The organism is Rhodopirellula sp. UH5, assembly GCF_056839225.1.
On the sequence record NZ_CM166390.1, the window covers coordinates 2,534,811 to 2,558,653 of the forward strand.

Here is a 23,843-nt window from a genome sequence, read left to right on the forward strand (position 1 = left end):
AACGGACCGATTCTCGATGGCGAGTCTTCATGACTTCGCTTGTCGGTCTGATTCTGCATGTCGGTTGCTGGCAGGATCCAGTTTTCGGGCAAGACGCGCCGCGGGCCCCGCTCGTGGCGGAAGGCCTGATCGACGAAGACAAGTTGGTCGCCGAGCCGATCGAAATGTCGTCGCTGCCCGCCCCGAGTGATGAAGTGACGGAACTGCTGAAGGTCGGACAGGTTGAATTCATCTCCGGCGGGCCGCGCCCCTCCGAAACCCGTGGCCTACGATCCCCTGGGTTTATCAACCGAGACTTTGACGCCGAGACCCGGTTCAGCTTGTCCTACCACTTCTCCAGTCGCTGCCGCTGGTGGTGGGACGAAGATGGAATCGTGATCCGAGTTCGATACCCGGAACTGAATCTCAAGGTCTTTCACGAGGTTTGGTTCCGCCAACGCCCCAATGACCTCCGCCAGTTTTGGTCCTTGAGCTTGGTCCAGCATGAACTCGACCACATCCGACTCTCCACCGACCCGCGCGTGCTCAAGCGATTTGAGACGGCCGTTCGCAGTGAAGAGAGTTTGCGTTTCAGCTTTTCAGAAGTCGAGTCGATCCTCGGCGAGCAAGCCAACTCGAGAACGTCGAACCGTCGCTCACCGCGTCTGACCCCAGAACAAGTTCGGAAGCTGATCAACGAGCGAGTTCGCGAGCACTTCGACCAAACCTTCCAGTTGATCGAAATTCGCTACCGTGAGCTGGACCGACAAACCGCCCATGGTTCGTTCGCGGTTCCGACAGACAGCCCCCTTCGACAGTGGCTCGATCATTCCTCGGCCGAACGAGACGGCGAGCCGCAATCGGACTAGTTCCGATTGCGATCCCGGCGGCAAAGTGCGTGACTCCGCCGGATTGGATTCAGCGGCGGAGGAATTTCACGAAATCGCGATGCCGAGTTCTCCGACGGCGGATCGCATCTTGGGACACATCGTTCCGCGTGGTAAGTTGCCAGCTTCACTCGCTCACACGGCAGCCAAGCTGCCCGCACGCCCCCATTTATTGCGACTGTTTATGTCCATCGACACCTACTCGATATGCCCTTGTGGTAGCGGCAAGAAGATCAAGTTTTGCAAATGCAAGGACTCTGTACACGAACTTGACCGCGTGCTGAAGATGATCGATGGGGGCCAACTTGTCCCCGCCTTGGACCGCTTGAGCGCGATCTTGGAAGAACATCCTGACGCCGCTTGGGCGCTCGCGATTCGCGGCCGTTTGTTCATGGATTTGCGTGAATACACGTCACTGGAAGAAAACGCGGAACGCTTCCGACGCTTGCAGCCCTCCAACCCGCTGGCGTTGACCCAAAGTGCCGCCGCCGCCCTTTTCCGCCAAGACTTGTCGGCCGCCACCGAGCTGATTTTGGAAGCGTTGACCGAAAGCGGCCAAACGGTCGATTCGTTCGTTCTGGACGTCGCATCGCTGCTCTCCTACGCCTTGGCGGGCAACGGAATCCTGTTGACGTCGCGTGTCTACGCCACCCTGGCGTTGGTTTCGACCGGCTACGAAGACAGCCGAATGGCTGCCAATGTGCTGCAGCAAATCAACGGGGACCCGTCGGTCAACCAATTGGCCAAGGCCGTCCCGAATTTGATTCCGCCGCCAGAAAGCGCCGATTGGGTCGAACGCTACGACGAAGCCGCTCTGTTGCTTTCCAACAACAAAGTCGCCCTGGCACAAACCAAATTTGAATCTCTGCAGCGATCCGCCCCCCTGCAGCCGGCCGTCCTTTCCGGCTTGCTCAACTGTGCGATTTGGCGAGGCGATCACGTCGCTCAATCCGAACTGCTGGTCAAACTCTCCCAGTGCGAAGAACTGGACTTTGATGAGCGTGCTCGCTTCCTGGCGTTGGCACAAATTGCCAGTCCCGATGCCGATGGCATGACCGTCGAACACACGGAACTGATGGCGGACGTCGATTCCATCGATGAGTACCAAATGGCGTTGATCGCCAACCCCCGATTCGAAGAATTGCCAGCGGACGCGTTGGAATCCGTGAAACGCGAAGGCGATGTTGCACCTCGCTCCGCATTCCAGATTCTCGACCGCGCCGTGCTGGACGAAGGCGAGACGCTGACGGCCGACAACATTCCAGTCGGGATGGCGGCTCTCTTCCTGTTCGGTCGTGAAACGGATCGGTCCGCACGCCTGCAAGTCCTTGGTCTGCCCGTCGCGAAACGCCCCCAAGTCCAAGAACTTCTGGACGAAGTCGCTCCCAATGTCAATTGGACCGAAGGCGAGAAGGGTCAGCTGCCCCTGGCCATGATCGCGACACCTCAAATTGGCGGCATTCGTCCCGAGCACCAGAAGGACCTGGATGCCGTGGTCAAAGAGCTGATCCGTCAACGTGTTCCTGAAACACTCTCGACGACACCCGTCAAATTGCTCGGCGACGTTTCCTTGAAGGACGCTGCTAGCGACGACAGCAAAAAGCTGCAACGTGCCGCCATGGTGCGATTCATTGAAGGCGAAGACAGCTTGGTGGCCCGAGACGAAGAATTGATCAACCGCCTTTGTGAGCTGGGAAACCTTCCGCAGGTTGAACGTAAAAAAATCACCGGCGACGAACTCGAAGAGATCCCAGGCAGTGACCTGGATCGAATCGACCCATCCGGATTGGATCCCGAAAACCTGATCTACCTGATCCAGCGTGCTCAGCAGATTTCGGCCACCTCCATCGGCCGCCGGGCTTCCATCGCGTTGCTGGAAGCGGACACCGAATCGGTTGATGACGGCCGCTTCATCGGTGCCAAAATCATCGCTTATTCGTTCCTGATGCAGCGTGCGACCGAGTCCGATGAAGCGGTGGACTACTTGGACAAAGCCAAGGTCTACGCCGAAGAACACAAGCTCTCCGACGCTTCGTTGTTGCTGGCTGAACTCGGCCTTCGACTGCGTCGCCAAGAAATCGATTTGTTCCAAAACACCGTGCAAGCGATCGTTCAAAAGCACAGTGACAACCCCGAAGTGATGGGCCGGTTGCAGCAAATCTTGGCTCAACTCGGACTGATCAATCCCGACGGAACGCCTCGCCAGGCCCCAGGCATGGGCCCTGCATCGCAGGATCCTGCCGGCGGCGGACTCTGGACTCCCGACGGCGACTCCGGCGGATCCGCTCCCGCCAGCCCTGCTGGTGGCGAAGCTTCTGGTGGTGGCAAACTTTGGGTCCCCGGAATGGACTGATGGCAAACGAGCCCGACGCAACCGCGAATGGTCATTCGGCGGAAGATCTCCGCTGGATGACCGAAGCCATTGACCTTGCCTCCCTGGGGCGAGGCCAGGTCGAACCGAACCCTCCGGTCGGCTGCGTTCTGGTTCGTGATTCGGTCTGCATCGGCAAGGGCTACCACCAACGATTCGGTGGCCCCCATGCCGAGGTCGAAGCCTTGTCCGACTGCGCCGATGCAACCGGAGCGACCGCGTACGTTTCGTTGGAGCCCTGTTGCCATCATGGCAAAACCCCTCCGTGCGCCGACGCATTGATCCGAGCCCAGGTCGCCCGGGTCGTCGTGTCGGTGGTGGACCCGTTTGACCAAGTCGATGGTGGCGGAATCGAACGACTTCGCTCCGCGGGAATCGAGGTCACCACGGGCGTCGCCAAGGAGGCCGGGGAGGATCTGCTGGGTGCTTACCTGAAACGTGTCCGCACGGGCATGCCCTGGGTGATCGCGAAATGGGCGATGAGCCTGGATGGACGCATCGCCACCAAGACCGGCGAAAGCAAATGGATCACGGGGCCGGCCGCTCGAACTGCGGTTCATGAACTCCGGGCCAGCGTCGACGCGATTGCTGTCGGCATGGGCACGGTCATCGCGGACAACCCCTTGCTGACCGTTCGCCTGCCCCAGATCGCCGACGCCAAACCGCCCGGCGGCACGAACCCGAAGATCGCGTCCAGCACTCGCCAATTGGTCCGCTTGGTCTATGCCCGATCAAGGCTGCCAGACCTGCAAACACAATTGGTCCAGACCGCTTCAGAAACACCCACTTGGGTGATCGCGGGACCTCAGATCGCGAACGCTGACTTAGCCAAGCTTGCCGATCACGATGTCGAAACCTGGCAATGCGAGTCGTCGGATCCCATCGAGATGATCCGTCAGTCACTGCTTTGGCTGGGCAGCAACGACAACCCACGTGGGCTTGCCATGACCCATCTGATGGTCGAAGGCGGAAGCCAGTTGCTGGGTAGCTTTGCTGCTGCCGGACAACTCGACGAAGTGCACGCCTTCATCGCTGGCAAGTGCATCGGCGGCCGGGATGCCCCAGGACCACTTGGTGATCCTGGAGTCGATGCTTTGACCGACGCGACGTCGCTGCGAATCAGCCGCTTGGACTCATTCGACAACGACGTGCGATTGATCTATCGACGGTAGGTCCAACTGACCGACATCGTCGCCACTCAGTTGCCGACTCCACCGACACCACCAGCAGCACCGCCAGCCGCACCACCGACTCCACCCGCAGCACCGCCGGCTGCTCCACCTGCGTCAGTACCGGTATCACCCGAGACGAAGTTGAAGGTCGTGACCTCACCGATTTGCGAGAATATCGGTGCGGGACTGATTCGGACGTAACGACGATCAGCAGAGATGATCGCCAAACCGGTCATCGAGGCCCCCTCGGGCAAGGAGGTGATCACCGGCATGTAACCAACACCACCTTGTGGGTTGAAGCCATTGATCCCGTTGACGCCGCCAGTCCCAAAAGGACCACCGTTTGCCCCGGGAAGCAACGAGGGATAGTCGCTGAAAAACTCTCGCAGCAACTGACGATTGTCCCCCAATGCATTCGCGGCTTGAGCGTTCAAGCCCCCGCCAGCGGCCGGGCCAATGAACTGCCCCAACGCTTGGTGCCCAACATCGCGGCCGAACTCAGCCAAGTGCTCCACCTGAGCTTCAGCCAGCTTCTCTTTTCGTTGTCCATCTTTGACTTCAAAGATCACCAACGCATTCTGTTCCATCAAAGGGATGTCTTGGCGAATGAACTTTTGCTCCGGACGCCCCACATCGGTCAAGATTTCCACGGTGACTTTGCCGGTTGAAACGTTGCCCCAAATGCGACGCAACTGGACGCGGTACTCACCCGAGAAACCCTTCGGGCACAGGTACGTTTCTGAAACTTGTCCCGTGGCATCGTCCTGGGCACCCGGATAGGCATCGCCAAGCAAGGTGCCGCCGCTGGTGCTATTGGGTGATTCCAACGAGCAAACCGTTCCGGAGGGTTCTTCCACCGACAAGTCGACGTCGGCGTCGCCGGTCCAGCTCACTCGTACAATCGCATCGTGCGAAGCAGCTCGACGGAGAGCTTCGCTGAAATGCTTGGCCGATTCGCTGTCGCCTTCAGCCACCAGTTCTTGGTGAGTCGCACGAGCCATCAAACGAGCTTCTTCGACCAACGGCTGAAATTTGTCACTCCAAGCCAATCCCAACACGCCTTCACAAGCCCAGGCCAAATCGGAGGGTTGATCCAAGCGTTTCGCCAATCGAAGTCCCATCACATAAGGTTCGCGGCGGTCTGGGTCCGCGTCCGAGATCTGGCGACAGAGCTTCATAGCCGCTGCCAGTTGCCCCATGTCTTCCAAACGTGCTGCCACGTTGAGCAGATCCTCGGGGGTTTCGGCGAAGTCCGCCGCTGAAAGCAGGGCCCGTTCGACTTCCGATTCAGGTGCGTCCGTCGCGGCCAAAGACAACGCATAGGCTTGGTACATCCAAGGTTGGATGTGCCCGGCCGAAATGGCACCGGCGATCACGGCACGGATCTCGTTGAAATGCGCCTTCGCAGCGTCTTTGTCACCCGCCTGTTCTGCGGCCGAAGCCTTCACGTTGAAGTGCGACACCGTCGCACGAACTCGGCGGTCCAAAATCGTCAAATCGCGTGCCGACTCAACATTCCAATTGGCGAAGTGCTCTGACCACGCTTGGTCAACGGACTTCCCTTCTGGGATGTCGAGCTGAATGGCGCGATCGATGTTTTCGATCGAATCCGCATCGGACGCTTGGCTGGTTTCAGAGGCACTTGTCACAGCGGACGAATTGGCTTTGGATCGCAGCGAGGCGTCGTCAGGAACGATGAACATTCCTCCTCCGCCACCCATGCCGCCACCCATGCCGCCACCCATGCCGCCGCCCATGCCGCCGCCCATGCCGCCGCCCATGCCGCCGCCCATGCCGCCGCCCATGCCGCCACCCATGCCGCCACCCATGCCGCCGCCGCCAAGGCTGACGATTGGCACGACCAAGTCACCGACCGGGTAAACCTTCGTGACCAAGTTGTCTTCGGCAGCGGTCACAGTCGTGATGTTCAGAACTTCGTCCTTGATCATGTAGGTCAAGTTCTGATCACGCAGCATCAGCCGCAGGAACGATCGCAACGAAACGTTTTCCAGTGCGATGTTCACAGGAATGTCTTCGGACAATCCCTCGCCTTCCAAACTGAAGACGTCAATTCGGATTGGAATCGTGCGGTCTTCACTGATCACTCGGATCGCATCATTCAGAGGTGTGTCGAGGAAGTTGTAAGAGACCTCATCGGACAAACTGGCTTCGATGCGTTGTTCTGATTCGCTGTCACCGACCAATTCGATCGATCCGTAACGCTCGATGCGTCGACGGCTCAAACGCTGCCAGGTTTCAGCTTCTGGATAAACGATCGGTGGATCGTCAACAAAAGGCACTGCGGCCTTCAGCACCAACGAAAACGCATCCACAAAGTTGCGTTCACGCAGTTCGCGATAACGACGATCGCGAGCGTAGGTTTGCAAAGCAAGCGTTTCGTCTGTGACGTGACGTCCAAGAACGCTGTCGTCGGTGATCGTGTCACCTGCCAAAGCAGCAATTTCCAACGACACCCCACCATCGGCTTCGGTGTAGCGTCCTTCATCGATCAAAGCATTCATCTGAGACGACAATCGTTTCAAACGATCTTCGCGACGATAGGTTTCTTGCAACAAACGAGCGGACGCGGTGGCACCGGCGGCCAGTTGCTCCAGATTGGCCTCTTGCTCGAGGAAGTCAGCCTCACGAGCACTGGCGATTTGAATCGCCGAACGAACTTGGCCGAGCAATTCACGACGCAGTTGAGGGTCAATATCAGGAGTTGTCTCGACTCGCGAAAGCAGGCTTTTCAAGCTGCCAGCGACACCGATGGGGTCTTGGCGAATCAGCCGACGTGCTTCTCGCAATTGAGCCCGGACTTCCCCTCGCAAACGACCTTCTTCACGTGAACGCAGTTGTTCGAAGCGGCCCAGCAAATCGCCACCGTCTTCTCGCAGTTCATTGTCGCCCACAACAGGTCCGAACCCGCTGTCGAATTGACCGCCACCGCCCATGGCTGGTCCTGCGTTCGCTGGCCCTGGGTTCGCGGGAGCAACCTCAGCGGGAGCACCGAAGACATCGTCGTCGGCTGCCAAGGGAGCGTCAGCGGCAGGTGCCGCATCAACCGCGGGTGCCGCCGTGGCAGGAGCTTCTGCAGCAGGTGCATCCATCGCGGGAGCATCATCAGCCGCCGCACCGAAGACATCGTCTCCGGCAGCAGGCTCCGCACCGAAGGGACTTTCAGCAGCCGCGTCACCGCCACCACCGAAGATGTCATCGAAGGGGTTGTCATCCCCGGTTTGCAGGATCAATCGCTTGCCTTCCGGCGTCGCCATCTTCAAGATCGCTTTGGCTTCCGCGTTGTTGGGATCGGCTTGCAAAGCTTCCAGAGCAACCGCACGCGCTCCACGCATGTTGCCTTGCTGCATCGCCATCGTGGCGGCGGTTGCCAACGATTCTGCACGAGCCGTCATCGCTTGAGCGGTTTGACGAAGCATTGGCGAACCGGCGGTTGCCAACAACAACCCATGAGCCGTTTTGTGTTCGGCAATCAAGCCAGTCAAGAAAGCGAAGTCAGGATTGCCCGACTCGACGCTTGCATTGGCTTTGATTTGAATGTCGCTGTTCCGAGTGCCACCGACCAAGTCGATCGCCACCTCTTCTGCGGGCGACTTCAGTTGTCCCAAGTAGATCGAATCACGGTCCAATCGCAGGGGCGGCAAACGATTGCCATGCACCCAGTCGATCTTCGCATTGGATTTGATTTCGGTGATCCAAATGGGCGACATCACGGCCGCGTCGGCGACCAAATCGGCGATCTCCGTTGGCGTTGCGTCGGTCCCCACGACCCCCAAAACGCCACCGGTTTGATTTGCCAGAACTCCCATGATCGCGACGTTCTTGGTCGGACCAATCGCAACCGAGTGAACCGAGATGTGATCGCTTCGCAACGCATCGACCAGGTTCTCGAATCGCGACAGGTTTTGAGCCGCATCAATCGAAGCCGCGTCGCCGATGTAAACGATCGAGCGTGTTCGCGAATCTGGACGACCGGTCAAGGAGGCTCGGACAGTGTCCAAGACCGAGACCAAATTCGTGTTGCCCAACGGCAATCGCGAAGTCAATTTCGCGGTCGCGGCTGCCAAGTTGCTGTCGCCAGGAACTGCAAATCCACTGGTCAGCTCGTTGGCCTGCACGTCCGCAGCGAACAACGCCACGCGGACATCGCGGTCACGAACAGACTCGAGTGCCGCCTGCAGAGCCTTCATCGCGTCATCGCGATACGCTCCCACTTGGCTGGCCGACGTGTCAACGACGATGACCAGGTCACCAGCGGACTGGCGAACCGCGCGAAGCATGGAATCTTCCGCACCAGCCTGGATCGAAGCGGCGATCGATTGACCGCCGTCGTCCATGCTGTGGGAAACGATGCGAATCGACGCTTCGGAGGAAACAGCCTGGGAATCAGTCGCGGCCGGTGGAGCCGCCGAAACCGCAGTCGCCATGACCGCCAACGTCAAAAGGGCTGGCAACTCGCAGCCAAAAGTGGAAAAGATCTTCATCGACAACTCAGAGAAGGAGTGGGGACCAGAGGAGAGATGCTGGGATGCGTCAGGTGGCAGGTTCATCGTGATTCTCAGCGATTAGTCGCGGGATGAGACGGCGAAAAGCCAGGCGCGGACCATTCAGTCTATTTCTGGAAACTTCAATTTCCACGAAAAAACCGCTTCAAACAGCTCTTGGACCGCCAAGAATTCCGATTGTAGGGTGTAGCATTCTGCAACACCTGTTGCGAAACGCCGCAGCACTCCGCTGCAATCGGGTTCTCAATGACTTCGCAGAGGAAAAGACGCGATTTCCGGGCCAAAGTGATGGTTCGGTCGTCCGAAGAGCCCGTCCAGCCGAGATTTCTCAGCCCCGGTCGCTGAGCAATCGCTCACGAGCCAACCGCAACCGCTCGGAAACGTCCGCCAGGTCGCTCCCAACGGCCGACAAATGCCCCATTTTCCGACCAGCTCTCGCGGCGTGCTTGCCATAAAGATGCAACGCCACACCGGGTGTATCGAGACACGCCCCCCAGTTTGGTAGCGTCTCGCGAGCCTCCGCGGCTTCCCAGATGTCGCCCAGCAGATTCAACATGCTGGCCGCAGGAACCACCATCGAAGTGTCGCCCAGAGGCAGCCCGCAAATCGCGCACACGTGCTGCTCAAACTGGCTGGTCGCACAAGCTTCGATCGTCACGTGCCCCGAATTGTGAGGCCTCGGCGCGACCTCATTGACGATCAATTCGTCGGGGGTCACAAACAATTCCACACACAACAACCCCACCAATCCCAAGTGCTCTGCCACCCGCGTCGCGATTTCGCGTGCCTGCAATTGCAGCTCTGGGGAAACATTGGCAGGCAGTTTGGTTTCGTCGAGAATGTGGTTTTGATGGTCATTTTCGAACACCGGAAACGTCTCGACTCGCTGATCGAGCGTCCGAGCCACGATCACCGAAGCCTCCCGCTCAAACAACACCAATGCCTCGGCCACCCAAGGCGGTTGGCCATCGTCGCCGCTTTCCGCTCCCTCCCACTGGACCAACGCGGCCTCGTCGGGTGAATTCAAACGATGCTGACCTTTGCCGTCGTAACCGCTGCGACACGTCTTGACGATGATTGGCCATCCCAACGACTCGCCCGCAGCAATCGCGGATTCCCGGTCATAGACGGGCTCAAACCCAGCGACCGGAATTCCAGCTTCACGCAGAGTCGTTTTCTCGATCCAACGGTCTTGGGCCATCGCCAACACCGAGGCATCCGGGTAGGTCGGTGCGTGTTTGCTGCACGCGGCGATGGTGTCCGCGGGAATGTTCTCAAACTCCAACGTGATCACATCGCATCGCTTTGCGAACGCTTCGATGGCGGAATGATCGGTCAGTGGCCCGCAAACCGTGAACGCTGCCACCTCGGCGGCCGGCTCATCGCTGCTGCCGCAAAAGACGCCCACCCGATATCCCATTCGAGCCGCGGCCATGGCGAACATTCGCCCCAACTGACCGCCACCAACCATGCCGATCGTGGCTCCGGGAAGGATGACGTGCTCGGAACCAGAGGCTGGATCGATTTTGGATGCTTGACGATCGCTCATGGAAGCTCGGCCGATGCGATCACGTCGTCACGCTGCTTTGCCACGAATGCTTCCAGACGTTCACGTAGACCATCGTCGTGGGTCGCCAAAATGCGAGCGGCCATCACCCCCGCGTTCTTGGCTCCCGCAACACCGATCGACATCGTGGCCACCGGGATGCCGCCCGGCATCTGGACGATCGAAAGCAACGAATCCAGTCCCTGCAGGGCCCGGCTTTGAATCGGCACGCCAATCACTGGCAACACCGTTTCGGACGCGACCATGCCTGGCAAGTGAGCGGCTCCCCCCGCCCCGGCGATGATCACTTTCAGCCCGCGAGAGGCGGCCGAACGAGCGTACTCGAACATCCTTTCCGGCGTGCGGTGAGCAGATACGACCGAGCGTTCATGCTCGACCCCAAGTCGATCCAGCATTTCACAGGCCGCCGACATGGTCTCCCAGTCATTGCGACTGCCCATGATCACACCCACGCGCGGAGCAGACGGGTGAGAAGCCGCGGAATCGTCTTGGTCGGTCATCAGGTACTCTGAAGATGGATCATTTGGAACAATCGGGTGACGGTGAATCAGATCGCGGCGGAGAGCAACAATCAATCCTCCCCCTGGTCAGCCCGTCATCATCCCCGGGTTATACCGCAACGACTCGCCACAATGAATTGCCCCTGTTCCGCCCCATCCTTCTTCGTGTGGATCACTCATGACATCGCCACCATTTGATCGGACGCCCCGGGACGATTTCGATTCGGAGGGACCACTGCCCGTTCGGCTGATGCACCACGACGCCCGCTGGAAACAAGAATTCGAGCAGACCCGCAGCAGCCTCCTGCAATCCTGCCAAGGCCACGTGACCCAAATCGACCACGTCGGCAGCACCGCCATCCCAGGCCTGATCGCTCAACCGGTCATCGATGTGGTGGCTCTGGTGACCAATCTTTCCAGCCTCGACGCGGCCGCGCTGCACATCGAAGGGCTCAACTATCGAGTCGTGGACTCTCCCGATTGGCTCGATCACTCACTTGTGTTGCAAAAGCCTCGGCATGGAGCCCCAACTCATCAAGTCTTCCTGATCACCAACGACCATCCCGCCCACCGGCGATTGATTCGACTGCGGGACTTCTTGCGAGCCAATCCAGAGGAAGCGGTGCGATTCGAAAGCACCAAAGTCGACCGCTGGAAACAGAGCGGCGGAGTTTCCGAACGATACGAACGAGACAAAGCGATCTACTTTGCCCATCTCGAAGACCAAATCTCCGGCTCCTAAGTAGGTCAGCTGGAACGATCGGGCAAAACCATGTGAGCCGTTTGGGCGTTCGCCTGGACTGCGCAATCTTTGGCGTTGTGAAGCACTGTTGCGTGAGTTCTCATCCCGGTAGGGATTCAAGACGGTAGCCGTCGGTAAGCGATCGCGCCACCGACGGACCTGTAGCCTCCACCTTCCGGTTCCGCCTCCCGCCGTGGCCATCGGCCACGGCGGGAGGCGGATTGTTTGGGGGTGCGTTCGTTTTCCGGTGGTGCGCTGCGTTGCAGCGACCACCGGCTACCATCTGAAATCCCTAACGGGATGAAAACAGGCCGAATACTGAAAGGCCCCTGCCGACCTGCTTCGCACCCCAGTTCCCTACAACCGGCGAAGCCCATCTTCGGTCATCGCGTTGGGAATCTCGACTTCGACGGCATCGATTCGCGCCAGTGTTTCAGCGTCGAGAATCATGTCGTCCGCCAACAAGATCTCTTTCAATTGCTCGACCGACGTGGCTCCCACAATCGTCGACGCGACGAAGTCATGTTGCTTGCTCCACGCGACTGACAACGCCGTTCCCGTCGTGCCAATCGATTCAGCGATCTCATGCATCCGAACCGCGGTTTCAATCGTGCGGTCGTTGACGAATCGCTGAGCCATGGCTTTCTGGCGGTCGTTCCCGGTTTGCAAGTACTCCGAGAAACGACCTCCCGGTGGCGGCCCGTTTTCGTACTTGCCCGTCAGGACACCGCCCCCCAGCGGCGAGTAAGGCAGCAGACTCACGTTCTCACGACGACAAACCTGAGCCAGTTCGTTTTCACAGCGACGGTTGATCAAGCTGAAATTGTTCTGGACCGTTTGATAGCGATCGACGCCGTGCACGTCCGCCGCCCAAAGACTCTTCATCAGCCCCCAAGACGTCTCGTTGCTGCAGCCAATCACGCGGACTTTTCCAGTGCGACGCAGATGTGTCAGTGACTCCAGGACTTCCTCGTAAGGCATGCCGTGATCGGGCCAGTGAATCTGGTACAGATCGATCGTCTCCACTCCCAAACGACGCAGCGAGTCTTCACAGGCCCGAATGATTTGATGACGATCCAGCGTGGTGCGGCCGTGGCGAACCGGTGGCGTGAACCATCCGTGGCCGGGCCCCGTCACTTTGGTAGCGACCGTCACGCAGTCCCGAGGTTTTGTCTTCAACCAACGACCGAAGATCTCTTCGGTGACGCCGTAGGTTTCCTCCTTGGGAGGCACCGGATAAATCTCGGCTGCATCGAAGAAATTGATCCCCGCATCAAACGCATGATCGCATATCGCGTGGCTCTGGGCTTCGTCACACGCACTTCCAAACGTCATCGTTCCCATGCAAATGTCCGAAACGACAATTCCGCTGCTTCCTAAACGACGCTGTTGCACGACGGATCCACCAAGAGAAAATTGGGTTACACTGTTCGGTCTTTCGAAGGCTCGGTCTTCGACGGCGGAAGTTTTAGCCCAAACCGCATTGGAATCCCACCACCTGCCCGTTCGTCGTCGAAACCCGCCTGCCGAATCCTCCCCGGATCGCTTCCCTCCCTCTTCCGACCGTATTCCCGCCAAATCCCCACCTCGCCGAACCGAAAACACATGAACCAGTCCCACGGGCATGCCCGCCCGCCTTTCGATTCACAGACGCCTCCCGCCTCGCTGAACGCCCACTCAAGACCGGTGAACGCCCAGTGGTTTCGCATCCCCCCGATTGCCTTGGTGCTGCTCCTGGCGATCCAGCCATCCAGCATGCTCGCGGCGGAAGAGAACTACACCTGGTCGGCTGACTCGAGCCCCCAAGCGGGTGTTCCTCAAGGCAAAGTCACCCAGCATGAGTTTTCCAATAGCAAAGTTTTCGAAGGCACCCAGCGTCGATACAGCGTCTACGTGCCGGCCCAATACGACGGGTCAAAGCCCGCCGCTTTGATGGTCTTCCAAGACGGCCACACTTTCCAAGGCCCGGGCGGCGACTTTCGCCTTCCCACCGTGTTTGACAACCTGATCGCGGCAGGCGACATGCCCGTCACGATCGCCGTGATGGTCGACCCCGGTCACAAAGGCGAACTGCCACCCAAACGTGGCTGGAGCCCCACGCCATCCAACCGAGCGTTTGAATACGACACCGTCTCGGGTGACTACGCCGAGTTCTTGCTGACAGAACTGCTGCCGGTGATCCAAGAGCAATACAAAATCACCGACAATCCCGAACTGCGAGCCATCTGTGGCAACAGCTCCGGTGGCATCTGTGCATTCTCAGTCGCCTGGTTCCGACCTGACTCGTTTCGAAAAGTCATGTCGCACATCGGCAGCTTCGTCAACATTCGTGGCGGAGATCACTACCCCGCCATGATCCGCAAAACCGATCCCAAACCCATCCGAGTCTTCTTGCAAGACGGCAGCGGCGACCTGGACAACCGGCACGGCAACTGGCCCCTGGCCAACCAGCAAATGGCGGCGGCTCTGGCCTTCCAGGAATACGACTACAAGTTTGTCTACGGCGAAGGTGGCCACAACGGAAAGCACGGGGGCTCGATCTTCCCCGACTCGTTGCGGTGGCTGTGGCGCGGATGGAAAGAGTTGACGCCGTGACCGAACATGACATTTCCTTCGAAGTCAAATTTGTTCATCGCCTGAGACAAACCGACGACGTCTCTCAAGCCGACTTCCCGGTGCTGGAATCAGTCCTGCACGGCGAACAAAGTGAAAGCTCCCCGCCGAAGGTTCTGTTCTGCTTGGACAGCAACCTCGAGGGCGGCGAATTCGCCACCGCATTGATCGGACACATGCGAACCAGCGACCGAATGCGATTGGTTCGCGAACCGATGATCGTGCCGGGCGGTGAATCCTGCAAAAACTCCGAGCACACCCTGCGTGACTTGCTCGCTGCGATCAACTCACACGACCTGGATCGCCGCAGCTACATCATCGTTGCCGGCGGCGGTGCCGTCCTGGACGCGGTCGGATTCGCTGCCGCCATCGCTCACCGAGGCGTGCGTTTGATCCGGTTGCCGTCGACCACGCTCGCGCAAGCGGATTCCGGCGTCGGCGTGAAGAACGCGATCAACTACTTCGAAAAGAAGAATTGGATCGGCAGCTTCGCGGTCCCTTGGGCCGTCTTCAATGACACCGCCATCTTGAAAACGCTTCCCGATCGCGACTTCCGATCGGGTTTGACCGAAGCCGTCAAAGTCGCCTTGCTGAAAGACGCTGCCTTCTTCGACTTCCTGCGAAAATCTGCCAATCAACTTCGCCGGCGAGTCGTCGATGTCTCCCAGGAAGCGATCGCGCGTTCCTGCCAATTGCACCTGGATCACATCACCGCAGGAGGCGACCCCTTCGAAGCCCTCGAAGCTCGCCCGCTCGACTTTGGACACTGGTCCGCTCACCGCATGGAACCGATGTCCAACTACGCCCTTCGTCACGGCGAAGCGGTTGGCATCGGTGTGGCTCTCGACACGCTGTATTCAGCCCGAAAATTCGGTTTCCCCACGCCGTTGGCTCACGCGGTCTGCCAAACCCTTGCTGACCTGGGCACGCCGCTCTGGTGCGACCAACTCGACACGCCCGACGACGTCCTGCAAGGCCTGGAAGAGTTCCGCCAACACCTCGGTGGTCGCTTGACCGTCACCATGCTGAAGAACCCCGGCGAAGCCATCAACGTGCACGAGATCGACCTTCCGGTCATGAAATCCTGCATCGACGAACTGCGCGAAATTGCCAAACAACAAACCGCTTGACCAACTGCGACGAGACGACCGATGAAAGCCCTGGCGATTGTCTTCCTGGCTCTGCTGGGCAACGTTGCTCACGCGCAACAGCCAGCCAATGACGGCGGTCGTGCAGGCATTTCACCTCAGACCCCGGCGATCCTCTGCGCCGACCAAGCCGACAACCGCATCCGACTGGTCGATCCATTCGCGAAAGATGCTGACCTCTGGACCTACCCAGCGTCCAAAGCCCCGCCAAGCGAATACATCCCGACGGATGCGAAGCGAGTCGAAATCGACGGGGAGGTCTTCATCCTCGCCGCTTACCACGGACGCGTCCGTTTGATCCGTTTCCGAGATTCGAAACTCATCAAAGACTACCCAAGCTACAGCAGTTGCCACTCCGCTGAACTCCTGCCGGACGGCTCGATTGCCACCGTCAACAGCAACCATGGCATGCTCCGCCTGCATCACTCAGCCGATGATTTCGTCGACACTGAATTGCCCTACGCCCACGGTGTGACCTGGGACAAAAAACGCGAATGCCTGTGGGTTCTCGGCGACCGACTCTATCGGTTTCTATACCGAGACCGGAGACTCTCACTCGACCAGTCATTTGACTTGCCAACGTCGCCAACCGGCCATGACCTGTTCCCGTTGCGAACGGAACCCAAGCTTTTGATCAGCAACAACGACGCGTTGTATTCATTTGACATCGAAACCGAAGCCTTCCAACTTTTGTCAGACCTCCAGTGGATCAAGAGCGCCAGCCAACACGCCGATGGCTCGATCTGGGTCAGTGATCCGCAACGAACCGAAATCGGCACTTCCTGGCAAAGCGACTCCGTCATCCCCGTGCAGCCAACCGGTGCCAACCAACGACACACCATCGCTGGCTCAAAGTTCTACAAGGCCCGCTGGTGGCAAGACGTCAACTTCAGCTACTAAGCAGGTCGGCAGGAATGATCGAGCAAAACCATGTGAGCCGTTTGGGCGTTAGCCCCGGTTGCACGTGGGAGCAACGACGCTACCCAAAACATTCAAAATGCTGAAAGACTCCTGCCGAACTGCTTAACACAAGTGGCATTGGCTTCCAGTCTGTGATTGCACGGAACACAAGGTAGAAGCCTCACCATTTCAATCCGACACTTCTTCTTCGCCTATTGCGAAGCAGGTCGGCAGGAATGACCGGGCACAACCATGTGAGCCGTTTGGGCGTTCGCCCCGGTTGCACGAGAGAGCAACAACGCTCCCCAAAGGGGTCCAAATGCGGAAAGACTTCTGCCGAGCTTCTTAAGCGTCGCCGATCAATCCGTGTCGTTTGAAAGCACGCGACTGCAAAGCGATTCTCGATGATGCCATTCATGGTCCATCCCACGCATCAGTAGCGCGTTGTCAAACGCAACGGAACCCTCAGGGAAGACGGCGTGGTCATCGAAGAACGACGACCGAACGCTCGTGACAGCGAGGGGCTGAACACGCCAGTTGGCCGCCCGAAGCTCCAACCCGTCGAACTGCGCGGCCTCACTGGCGGGCGAGTACCCAAGGGAACCAGCCTCGAAGAACTGCGAACACTCCGCGACGCTGGCAAAGACAGAATGCTCTGGCAATCCGTCCGCCGTCCGTCCTTCCACAGCAACGTGAGCAGTCCCGTCAACACTGTCCATTGCGATGTGATATTCCTCATCCGTTTCCCGGACCATGAAACGTGCCCGATGGTGGACGCCAGGGAAAACACGACCACCTGCAACCGCATTCAAAATGGAAGAGGTGTCCCGCCGGGGAATATACACGCCAGTCTGCGTGACTCCGTCGATGTCCCATTCAACGGCGATGCGGTGAGCCGCGTTCTCAGAGGAGATCCCGAGAAACGAAGGCCAACGTTTCGGTCGGATATGCTTGAGGCGAATCAGGCAAATCCCCGCGATGCCAAACCCCTTGACCGTCTGAGGCCGGAACGGAGCCGGACAGACACGCGACAACACGTTCGGGTCGACGCGATAATTGACCAGCACACGCCGATCAATCAGTCCTCGAATTGTTGGAATTCGCATTCAGTGTGCCTCACGATTGATGGATCGATTATGAAAGGAACCGCAACGTCGTTCCCAGATTAACTTGCAACGGCAAACGGATGCCTCATATCCAGCCATCCCCCCAACCGCGACCAACGAGATGAACGAACGCCCCGAATCCCCCACCCCCGTCGCCGAGCAGCGAAGGCGATCGCGGACTGGCAGCAGATGGATCATGACCGAAGCGATTGACAATTGCCCCCCCGAAACACTCTCCAACGAAGACACCCACCGCGTACGATCAGCCCGAACCTTCGATCTCGGCAGGTCGCTCAACGGGGTTTTGTGCGGCCGTCAGATCACAGCAGCCCAAAGACACATGACCACCAGAGACGCGGCAGGCAAAGCACGACGGCGAGAACAACCGCACCACCCCGCGCAACATCAAAATGCAGCGGCAGCGGAACGAGAGCGTAAGTCAACGCGAGTGGCCAAAAGCCGACTGCGACGTCGAGAATCTCTTTGCGTTCCATTTGGTTACTCCGCACAACGGCAGTCTTTGACAACACCGCCCTGAACGAGGCGAGTGATGCCTGAGCCACGAGAACGGCTACCAATGCCAGCGCCCGGTACCATACAAACGAAGGTGTGCCGCAGGCCTAACACAAAAACCATGTGATGTGACCGCGACCATGGGTCGAGCATTGGCTTCGGTCAGTGGTTGGCAGCGTTTGACGGCAGGATCACGTCACAATAGTCAAGCAGCTTGTCGCCGCGATCGTCAAGGCAGATATCAGGCTTGGGCAAGAAACCGGTGAAGCAGTCGGCGATCCCGAGCGACGTGGCAACATCACGTGAGTAGTCACCGCCACCGCGAGACCAGCAGTAAAGCGTGTGCCCGGCGGCATGCATCCGACGAACGAATTTCACACTGGCGGGCATCGGAATCTGCGTGGTGCCAACAGTGCGGATCAACGTGTCATCAACGTCGATGTAGATTACGCGTTTACGATCCAACGAGCGCCTCGGTCATACAACAGGTAGAACAACCTTCGCCGCCGTGAACGAAGGAGACGACGTTGAACAACGATGGATTCTAATACGCCAGCCCACGTTGCGAAACAGGGAAGGAGATCGTGCACCGCCATTGCAGATGTTCTATGTTGGCGGATCCTCCAGGCCTACCTCGACTGGGGCATCCGGCGATTCCGAATACGTCAATTCCAAGTCAAAGCCATCGGCTGATAGTTTTACATCGACCCAGACTGGACGGTCACAATTCCATGAACCAATGGAGGGGAAAGTTGCATTGACCAATTGAAACGACCCAGATGTGGCAGTATTTTCAACGCCGGCAAGTGATGCCAATTCAGCCACCAGGCCGGGGACAACGCTGACAGGTGGCGGAACCACCTCGAAGGTCTCTGTGGCGTTTGTCGCGTGGAGCATTCCATCTCCGTCGTCGCAGATATACTTCAGGTGAGTCACGCGTTCCTTGATTGATTCGGCCAAAAGATAGTGAACCAGAAGCCGCGAGGGATTCGCCATCGTTTGAGTCTGCCAACGGAAGGTTTTTACGACACCGCCATGAACGAAGCGAGCGAGTCTGGATCACGATGGATTGTACCAATGCCAACGCACGTTGCCAAAGAGCGAAGGTGTGCCGCAAGACTAGCGTAAAAACCTTGCTAAGCAGGTCGGCAGGAATGATCGGGCATCACCATGTGAGCCGTTTGGGCGTTAGCCCCGGTTGGACGTAGAAGCAACCACGCTTGCCAAGAGATTTCAAACGCCGAAAGACTCCTGCCGACCTGCTTAGGTGACGCTGAACTACGTTGAAGGTCTCAGCAGCGAGATGCCCCGATCAGACTCCCATTTGTGAAGATGTTTCGCTACCAACAGCCGATCGGACTGCGAATGCTGGTCGTCGAGTTGAAATTGAAGGAGCACGTTTGCAAATGATTCGTCGAAGTCAAAGTGCGGCAACCATTCCGCGGCGTTGACGGCCCAAAAGCCAGAGAAGCGGAACGCAAGTTGAACGACCGCAAAGAACGGAAATGTGTCAACGAGCGCCGCGGGCAGTGCAGCGTCCGCAAGTCGGGAGGCGATCAAACCGCGGGCCGTCGGGTAGTCGCCACCGTACCCCGGTTGGACGAGTGGAAGTATCCAAGGGGGAAGACGATCGACGGAAAGAGAAACTGGGGAATCATGCTGAATGAACCAATCGGTCCCGGACACACCGACGACGATGGCGGAACCACCAGCGTTCGTGAACAACGGAGGCAACCACGCGATATTGCGTTCTCCATTGCTCATAGACTGCGTCCCCCAACGGAAGGTTTTTACGTCGCCGCCATAAACGAAGCGGCTGAGTTTGAATCACGAAAAGCTAATGATACGCCAGCCCATCTTGAAGTGCAAAGGAAGGTGTTCCAAAGGCCTAGCGCAAACACCATGTTATGTGACAATCAAAGCGTCCACCCCAGTCCGCGCACCGTTCGGATTAGTGTTCGATTAGCAAAGATTAGTGTTCGGCGCAGCCAAGTTTTTGGGGAACACCAAAAAAGCACCAATCGCACACGAATGAAAACCTCAGGCAGCAGAAAAACTCATTATCGGTAGGTCGCACAACGGAAGTTTTTTACGTCACCGCCACGAACGAAGCGAGTGACCCTGAAACGCCGAACAGTTTACCAACAAAAGCCCGTGTTGCGAAACATGGAAGGTGATCCCGAAGGGACTAGCGTAAAACCCATGTTATGCGAACCTATGAAGCGGGGTGCGCGTCTCCATTCCAACACGCTCGCAAGCAATCCGGCACAGAACCACCATGACCGAACCCATCAAATTTTACAGCGTTGCCGATGAGTACGGTGAATTCTCCAATTTCGCGGGGTATCCGATCAAGATCGGAAAGAAGATGTGGCCGACGACCGAGCACTATTTTCAAGCCATGAAGTTCAAGGACAAAGCGGAACAAGAAAAAATACGGAAGGCGAACTCGCCGATGTTGGCCGCACGCATGGGCCGCGATCGCAAGAAGCGAACACTACGCAGGGATTGGGAATCAGCGAAGGGCAACGTGATGCGAGAGGCTGTCCTAGCGAAGTTCACGCAACACGAGGAGTTGTGGGAGTTGTTGTTGGACACAGGTGACGCGAAGATCATCGAACACACTGCGAATGATGACTACTGGGGCGACGGTGGCGACGGCAAAGGCAAGAACATGCTGGGCCGAATCCTGATGGACATCAGGGCGAAACTGCGCGAAGAGCAGGAACGCTAGGTTCGCATAACGGAAGGTTTTTACGCCACCGCCCCAAACGAAGTTGACGACTTGGAAGTGTCGAACAGTGTACCAAATCGAGGGCCGTTGAAATCACAGCCAAGGCGATCGCGGCGTTGCCAACGGGACGGCATCATCGAAGCGAACGAGCGCCGTGTCCCAAGTGACGCTCCAAGGGTCGGGTGGTGGTTTGTCGCCGGCCATTTGTAAACGGTAGGTCGCCCAACGGAAGGCCTTTACGACACCTCCCCTGAACGAGGCGAGCGATGCTTGAACTACGACAATTGTACCAAAGCTATCGCCACCGGGCCAACGAGCGAAGGCGTGCCGCAGGCCTAGCGTAAACACCATGTTGCGCGGAAAATGAAGCGGTGTTAATCGTCGGTGAATTTTATTGTGACCTGCGCGCCGTCCGGCAAGTCTTTGATTTGCTGGTGAAGCTCGGCGTTGAGTCCAAAGTGTTCGTTGATGGGTATTTCGATCGAGTTGGCCACAGCGCAGTTGCCACCTAGAACAGGATTGCGAAGGTATCCATAGCAGTAGCCGGATTTCAGCGGTTTGCCCGCCGCGACAAGGGCATCAATTAGTGAGATCATGAGCCACTCGCTAGCGTTGTCATCAACGTCCAGCAGGTCGCAGAAGTGATCGCGTGACTCAGCGACACGTTCAAAAGTGCCGCCACCAACGCCAAGCATGTGGACTCTGTCGTCGTCCAATACGGCGAAAACGTCACCGAAGCGATTGACGAGCCACACGGTAAGGGTTTCAGGGAGAAGCCAGTGCCACGGAGCGAGAACGGTCGGCCAGTCGACGTCAGAGTGATCGAGTAGATAGTCGTCGATTTACACGGATGGCTTTGCCGCACAACGGAAGGTTTTTACGACACCGCCCTGAACGAAGCGAACGATGCCTGAACTACGAGAGATTGCACCAATGCCATCCCGCGTGACCAACCAAGGAAGGTATGCCGAAGGCCTAGCGTAAACACCATGTTGGCGGTCACTGGGTTGCCGATCGGCCTGCCCAGTATCCGGGACGCTGACGCTCGTGCGCAATTGCGACGATTTCAATGCGGACATCGGTCACTCGGAAGACGATGAAGAACGGAAACCTTTTCATCAAGTATCTCTGCGTACCGAAAGGGGCGCAGGCCAAGCCTGTGGACTGCGCGCAATGACCCGGCGTGATCGCTCAAGTTCAGCCTCGAAATCTTCGGCTAGTTCTGGACGCACCTCGAAATACCGATCATGAGCGGCGAGCACCTCAGCATTAGCATCGGGATGAAACCAAAACGGAAGATCATCCACTGCGGCGTTGTCGCATTTCTGACATCACGTCATCCCATGGCCGCAATTCCGCTGTGCCACTGTCGATGGACTCAATGCGTCGCTGGATTTCAGCCGCCCAAGCAGCGTCAGCCTGCGGGTCATCGGCAGGGTCAAGGCTCCTGAGCAGCGACGCCGCCAGAGTCGCACGGTCAGACTCTGGCATACCGAGCGCAGTAGCCAGCAGTTGTTGTGATTGTGTGTCCATATTTCCATTGTAGCGTCCCTGAGACGCTAATCCATACTTGTGACCGCCAACGGAAGTTTTTCACGACACCGCCCTGAACGAAGCGAGCGATGACTGAACTACGAAAGATTCTACCACCAGTGGGAGGCTTGAACAAACGACAGCGGTGTGCCGAAGGCCTAGCGTAAAAACCATGTTAGGCGACCGGTTACTGGAGACAGCCCTCAATCTTCATTGCACCGTGAAATACCCCGAGTATCTCAACACGGTCTTCGCTGACGACGAGGTATGGTATTCGGTAGTGACCGTAAAGAATCTCGCGAACTTCACGGTCTGTAATCGGCATGTAGCGTCCGCCCAATCGAGGGAACGTTCGCAACAATTGAATCTTCGCGTATATTCCACGCGCAACGTCCGATGCGGCGGTCGGATTGTCCTCTGCGATATGTTCGTGAATCTTCTCGAGCCAAGTAGCCGATTCGTGAGTCTAGACTATTTCTGCCACGATTCGATCCTCTGCTTGACTTCGTCATCGGAGATGACGTTGCCAGCGTCGGAATCTGCCAGGCCTCGGTCAACCATTCGGGCATACGCAAGTTCGCGTAGGATCTCGTCGTAGCTACTGTCGTCGGGTTGTTGTGCGATGAGGTCAGCCATCGCCTGTTTAACGGTGGACATTTGGGTTTCCTTGCGGGTAGGTCGGCTAACGGAAGGCTTTTACGACACCGCCCTAAACGAAGCGAACGATGTCTGAATTACCGGAAATTGTACCAAGGCCAGCCCGCGTCGCCAAAGATGGAAGGTGTGCCGAAGGACCAGCGTAAAAACCATGTTAGAAGACCGTCGCGTCGCCACTACGGTTTCCATGCTGGCAGCCATTGTTCGGCGTCTTGTTTCGTTGTGGATAGTGAGTATGAGTAGAGGCCATCCGCGCGGAGGGAAAGGACATTGCCATCAGGCTGGTACAGCATCCATTGCTCACTGTCGGCGTCGTAGGGGGATGTAGATAACGCACCACCCAGATCAAACGTGAATTTGGAATTAGCTTGGGAATCTGCGGAGAATGCAGTCAAAGCCTGCCCGTCCAACGAACGTACGGCGTCATCTATCCCTGCGTCATCATCCTCGGAAGTGCCAACGGGTTGACCGTCGTTGAGAATTGACCAACTGCAGCAATAGACCCAAAGATGCCAGTCACCTCGAATTGTTACTTGCCGCCGTGCAAGCAGGTCGCGAACATTCGCCGACGCTTCAGGCTTGGGATCGCGTGGTTCGCGGATTTCGAGATGCGGTTCGCCAAATTCGAGCGTCACGAATGATCCGTACCCACGTTTGACCTGCCAACACGGGCGACCAATGAGTGGAGAAAAGCAACGGTCAAAAATTGGGTCTAACGGCATCCTGTCAATTCGGTGAGGTCGTCTAACGGGGTTCTGGACGACAGGGTGTCGTCTATGCTTGGAAGTGGGGGAGAACGGGTGTTGATTTTAGCTGAATGGGGCTCGGTCTGCAGCACTTGCGCGACCGCGTGAGGGTGCGGGGACGCAGTGTTGCGTTTGCTGCTTCCGAGGCGTGG

The 23,843-nt window shown here is 57.9% G+C and carries 21 protein-coding genes; 8 read left to right on the forward strand and 13 right to left on the reverse strand.

The window, feature by feature from the left end; all coding sequences use genetic code 11:
- Window positions 1-29: 29 nt before the first annotated feature.
- The 3 genes from UH5x_RS09175 (at window position 30) to ribD (ending at window position 4,409) form a co-directional block, all read left to right on the forward strand.
- Window positions 30-848 (forward strand): hypothetical protein, encoded by an 819-nt coding sequence (locus UH5x_RS09175; RefSeq protein WP_482635480.1) that lies wholly within the window; start codon window positions 30-32, stop codon window positions 846-848.
- 79 nt (window positions 849-927) lie between these two features.
- Complete coding sequence (locus UH5x_RS09180) at window positions 928-3,219, forward strand: tetratricopeptide repeat protein (protein ID WP_482635481.1); 2,292 nt, start codon at window positions 928-930, stop codon at window positions 3,217-3,219.
- The gene (gene ribD, locus UH5x_RS09185) at window positions 3,219-4,409 is read left to right on the forward strand and encodes a bifunctional diaminohydroxyphosphoribosylaminopyrimidine deaminase/5-amino-6-(5-phosphoribosylamino)uracil reductase RibD (protein ID WP_482635482.1); all 1,191 of its coding nucleotides are present in this window, start codon (window positions 3,219-3,221) and stop codon (window positions 4,407-4,409) included. Before UH5x_RS09180 ends, ribD begins: the two co-directional genes overlap by 1 nt.
- Window positions 4,410-4,435: 26 nt before the next feature.
- Here the strand turns inward: ribD and UH5x_RS09190 are convergent, their stop codons facing one another.
- The 3 genes from UH5x_RS09190 to purE form a co-directional block, all read right to left on the reverse strand.
- Window positions 4,436-8,911 carry a hypothetical protein gene (locus UH5x_RS09190; protein ID WP_482635483.1) on the reverse strand — a complete coding sequence of 1,492 codons (4,476 nt, stop codon included), beginning with the start codon at window positions 8,909-8,911 and terminating at the stop codon, window positions 4,436-4,438.
- Between the two features lie 349 nt (window positions 8,912-9,260).
- The gene (locus UH5x_RS09195; RefSeq protein WP_482635484.1) at window positions 9,261-10,481 is read right to left on the reverse strand and encodes a 5-(carboxyamino)imidazole ribonucleotide synthase; all 1,221 of its coding nucleotides are present in this window, start codon (window positions 10,479-10,481) and stop codon (window positions 9,261-9,263) included.
- Window positions 10,478-10,999, reverse strand: coding sequence for a 5-(carboxyamino)imidazole ribonucleotide mutase (gene purE, locus UH5x_RS09200; RefSeq protein ID WP_482635948.1), 522 nt, complete (start codon window positions 10,997-10,999; stop codon window positions 10,478-10,480). Before purE ends, UH5x_RS09195 begins: the two co-directional genes overlap by 4 nt.
- Window positions 11,000-11,177: 178 nt before the next feature.
- On the opposite strand from purE, the gene UH5x_RS09205 reads away from it, so the two are divergent.
- Window positions 11,178-11,741: a GrpB family protein gene (locus UH5x_RS09205; protein ID WP_047813362.1), complete on the forward strand. Its 564-nt coding sequence runs from the start codon at window positions 11,178-11,180 to the stop codon at window positions 11,739-11,741.
- 357 nt (window positions 11,742-12,098) lie between these two features.
- Here the strand turns inward: UH5x_RS09205 and UH5x_RS09210 are convergent, their stop codons facing one another.
- Window positions 12,099-13,136, reverse strand: coding sequence for an aldo/keto reductase (locus tag UH5x_RS09210; protein ID WP_047813363.1), 1,038 nt, complete (start codon window positions 13,134-13,136; stop codon window positions 12,099-12,101).
- Between the two features lie 360 nt (window positions 13,137-13,496).
- Between UH5x_RS09210 and UH5x_RS09215 the strand changes: the two genes are divergently transcribed.
- From UH5x_RS09215 to UH5x_RS09225, 3 genes are read left to right on the forward strand one after another with little or no spacing between them, the layout of a single operon-like run.
- A complete protein-coding gene (locus tag UH5x_RS09215; protein ID WP_482635949.1) occupies window positions 13,497-14,336 on the forward strand; it encodes an alpha/beta hydrolase in 840 nt (279 codons plus the stop codon).
- On the forward strand, window positions 14,333-15,484 hold the full coding sequence (locus UH5x_RS09220; RefSeq protein WP_482635485.1) for a 3-dehydroquinate synthase: 1,152 nt from the start codon (window positions 14,333-14,335) through the stop codon (window positions 15,482-15,484). The genes UH5x_RS09215 and UH5x_RS09220 overlap by 4 nt, the downstream gene beginning before the upstream one ends.
- A gap of 21 nt (window positions 15,485-15,505) precedes the next feature.
- Window positions 15,506-16,402 (forward strand): DUF6528 family protein, encoded by an 897-nt coding sequence (locus tag UH5x_RS09225; protein WP_482635486.1) that lies wholly within the window; start codon window positions 15,506-15,508, stop codon window positions 16,400-16,402.
- 359 nt (window positions 16,403-16,761) lie between these two features.
- Here UH5x_RS09225 and UH5x_RS09230 read toward each other — a convergent pair whose 3' ends face one another.
- From UH5x_RS09230 to UH5x_RS09245, 4 genes are all read right to left on the reverse strand, one after another.
- Window positions 16,762-17,508: a DUF2071 domain-containing protein gene (locus UH5x_RS09230; protein WP_482635487.1), complete on the reverse strand. Its 747-nt coding sequence runs from the start codon at window positions 17,506-17,508 to the stop codon at window positions 16,762-16,764.
- A gap of 675 nt (window positions 17,509-18,183) precedes the next feature.
- Window positions 18,184-18,486 (reverse strand): hydrolase, encoded by a 303-nt coding sequence (locus UH5x_RS09235; RefSeq protein ID WP_482635488.1) that lies wholly within the window; start codon window positions 18,484-18,486, stop codon window positions 18,184-18,186.
- A gap of 141 nt (window positions 18,487-18,627) precedes the next feature.
- Window positions 18,628-18,918 carry a hypothetical protein gene (locus UH5x_RS09240; protein WP_482635489.1) on the reverse strand — a complete coding sequence of 97 codons (291 nt, stop codon included), beginning with the start codon at window positions 18,916-18,918 and terminating at the stop codon, window positions 18,628-18,630.
- Between the two features lie 381 nt (window positions 18,919-19,299).
- A complete protein-coding gene (locus UH5x_RS09245) occupies window positions 19,300-19,785 on the reverse strand; it encodes a hypothetical protein (protein ID WP_047813370.1) in 486 nt (161 codons plus the stop codon).
- Between the two features lie 514 nt (window positions 19,786-20,299).
- Between UH5x_RS09245 and UH5x_RS09250 the strand changes: the two genes are divergently transcribed.
- A complete protein-coding gene (locus tag UH5x_RS09250; RefSeq protein WP_482635490.1) occupies window positions 20,300-20,755 on the forward strand; it encodes an NADAR family protein in 456 nt (151 codons plus the stop codon).
- A gap of 374 nt (window positions 20,756-21,129) precedes the next feature.
- Here the strand turns inward: UH5x_RS09250 and UH5x_RS09255 are convergent, their stop codons facing one another.
- From UH5x_RS09255 to UH5x_RS09275, 5 genes are all read right to left on the reverse strand, one after another.
- A complete protein-coding gene (locus UH5x_RS09255) occupies window positions 21,130-21,510 on the reverse strand; it encodes a T6SS immunity protein Tdi1 domain-containing protein (RefSeq protein WP_482635491.1) in 381 nt (126 codons plus the stop codon).
- Between the two features lie 544 nt (window positions 21,511-22,054).
- Window positions 22,055-22,288 (reverse strand): addiction module protein, encoded by a 234-nt coding sequence (locus UH5x_RS09260; protein ID WP_047813371.1) that lies wholly within the window; start codon window positions 22,286-22,288, stop codon window positions 22,055-22,057.
- A gap of 187 nt (window positions 22,289-22,475) precedes the next feature.
- Complete coding sequence (locus UH5x_RS09265; protein ID WP_482635950.1) at window positions 22,476-22,724, reverse strand: type II toxin-antitoxin system RelE/ParE family toxin; 249 nt, start codon at window positions 22,722-22,724, stop codon at window positions 22,476-22,478.
- A gap of 35 nt (window positions 22,725-22,759) precedes the next feature.
- On the reverse strand, window positions 22,760-22,945 hold the full coding sequence (locus tag UH5x_RS09270) for a hypothetical protein (protein ID WP_047813372.1): 186 nt from the start codon (window positions 22,943-22,945) through the stop codon (window positions 22,760-22,762).
- Between the two features lie 176 nt (window positions 22,946-23,121).
- Window positions 23,122-23,580, reverse strand: coding sequence for a hypothetical protein (locus UH5x_RS09275; RefSeq protein ID WP_482635492.1), 459 nt, complete (start codon window positions 23,578-23,580; stop codon window positions 23,122-23,124).
- Between the last annotated feature and the right edge of the window lie 263 nt (window positions 23,581-23,843).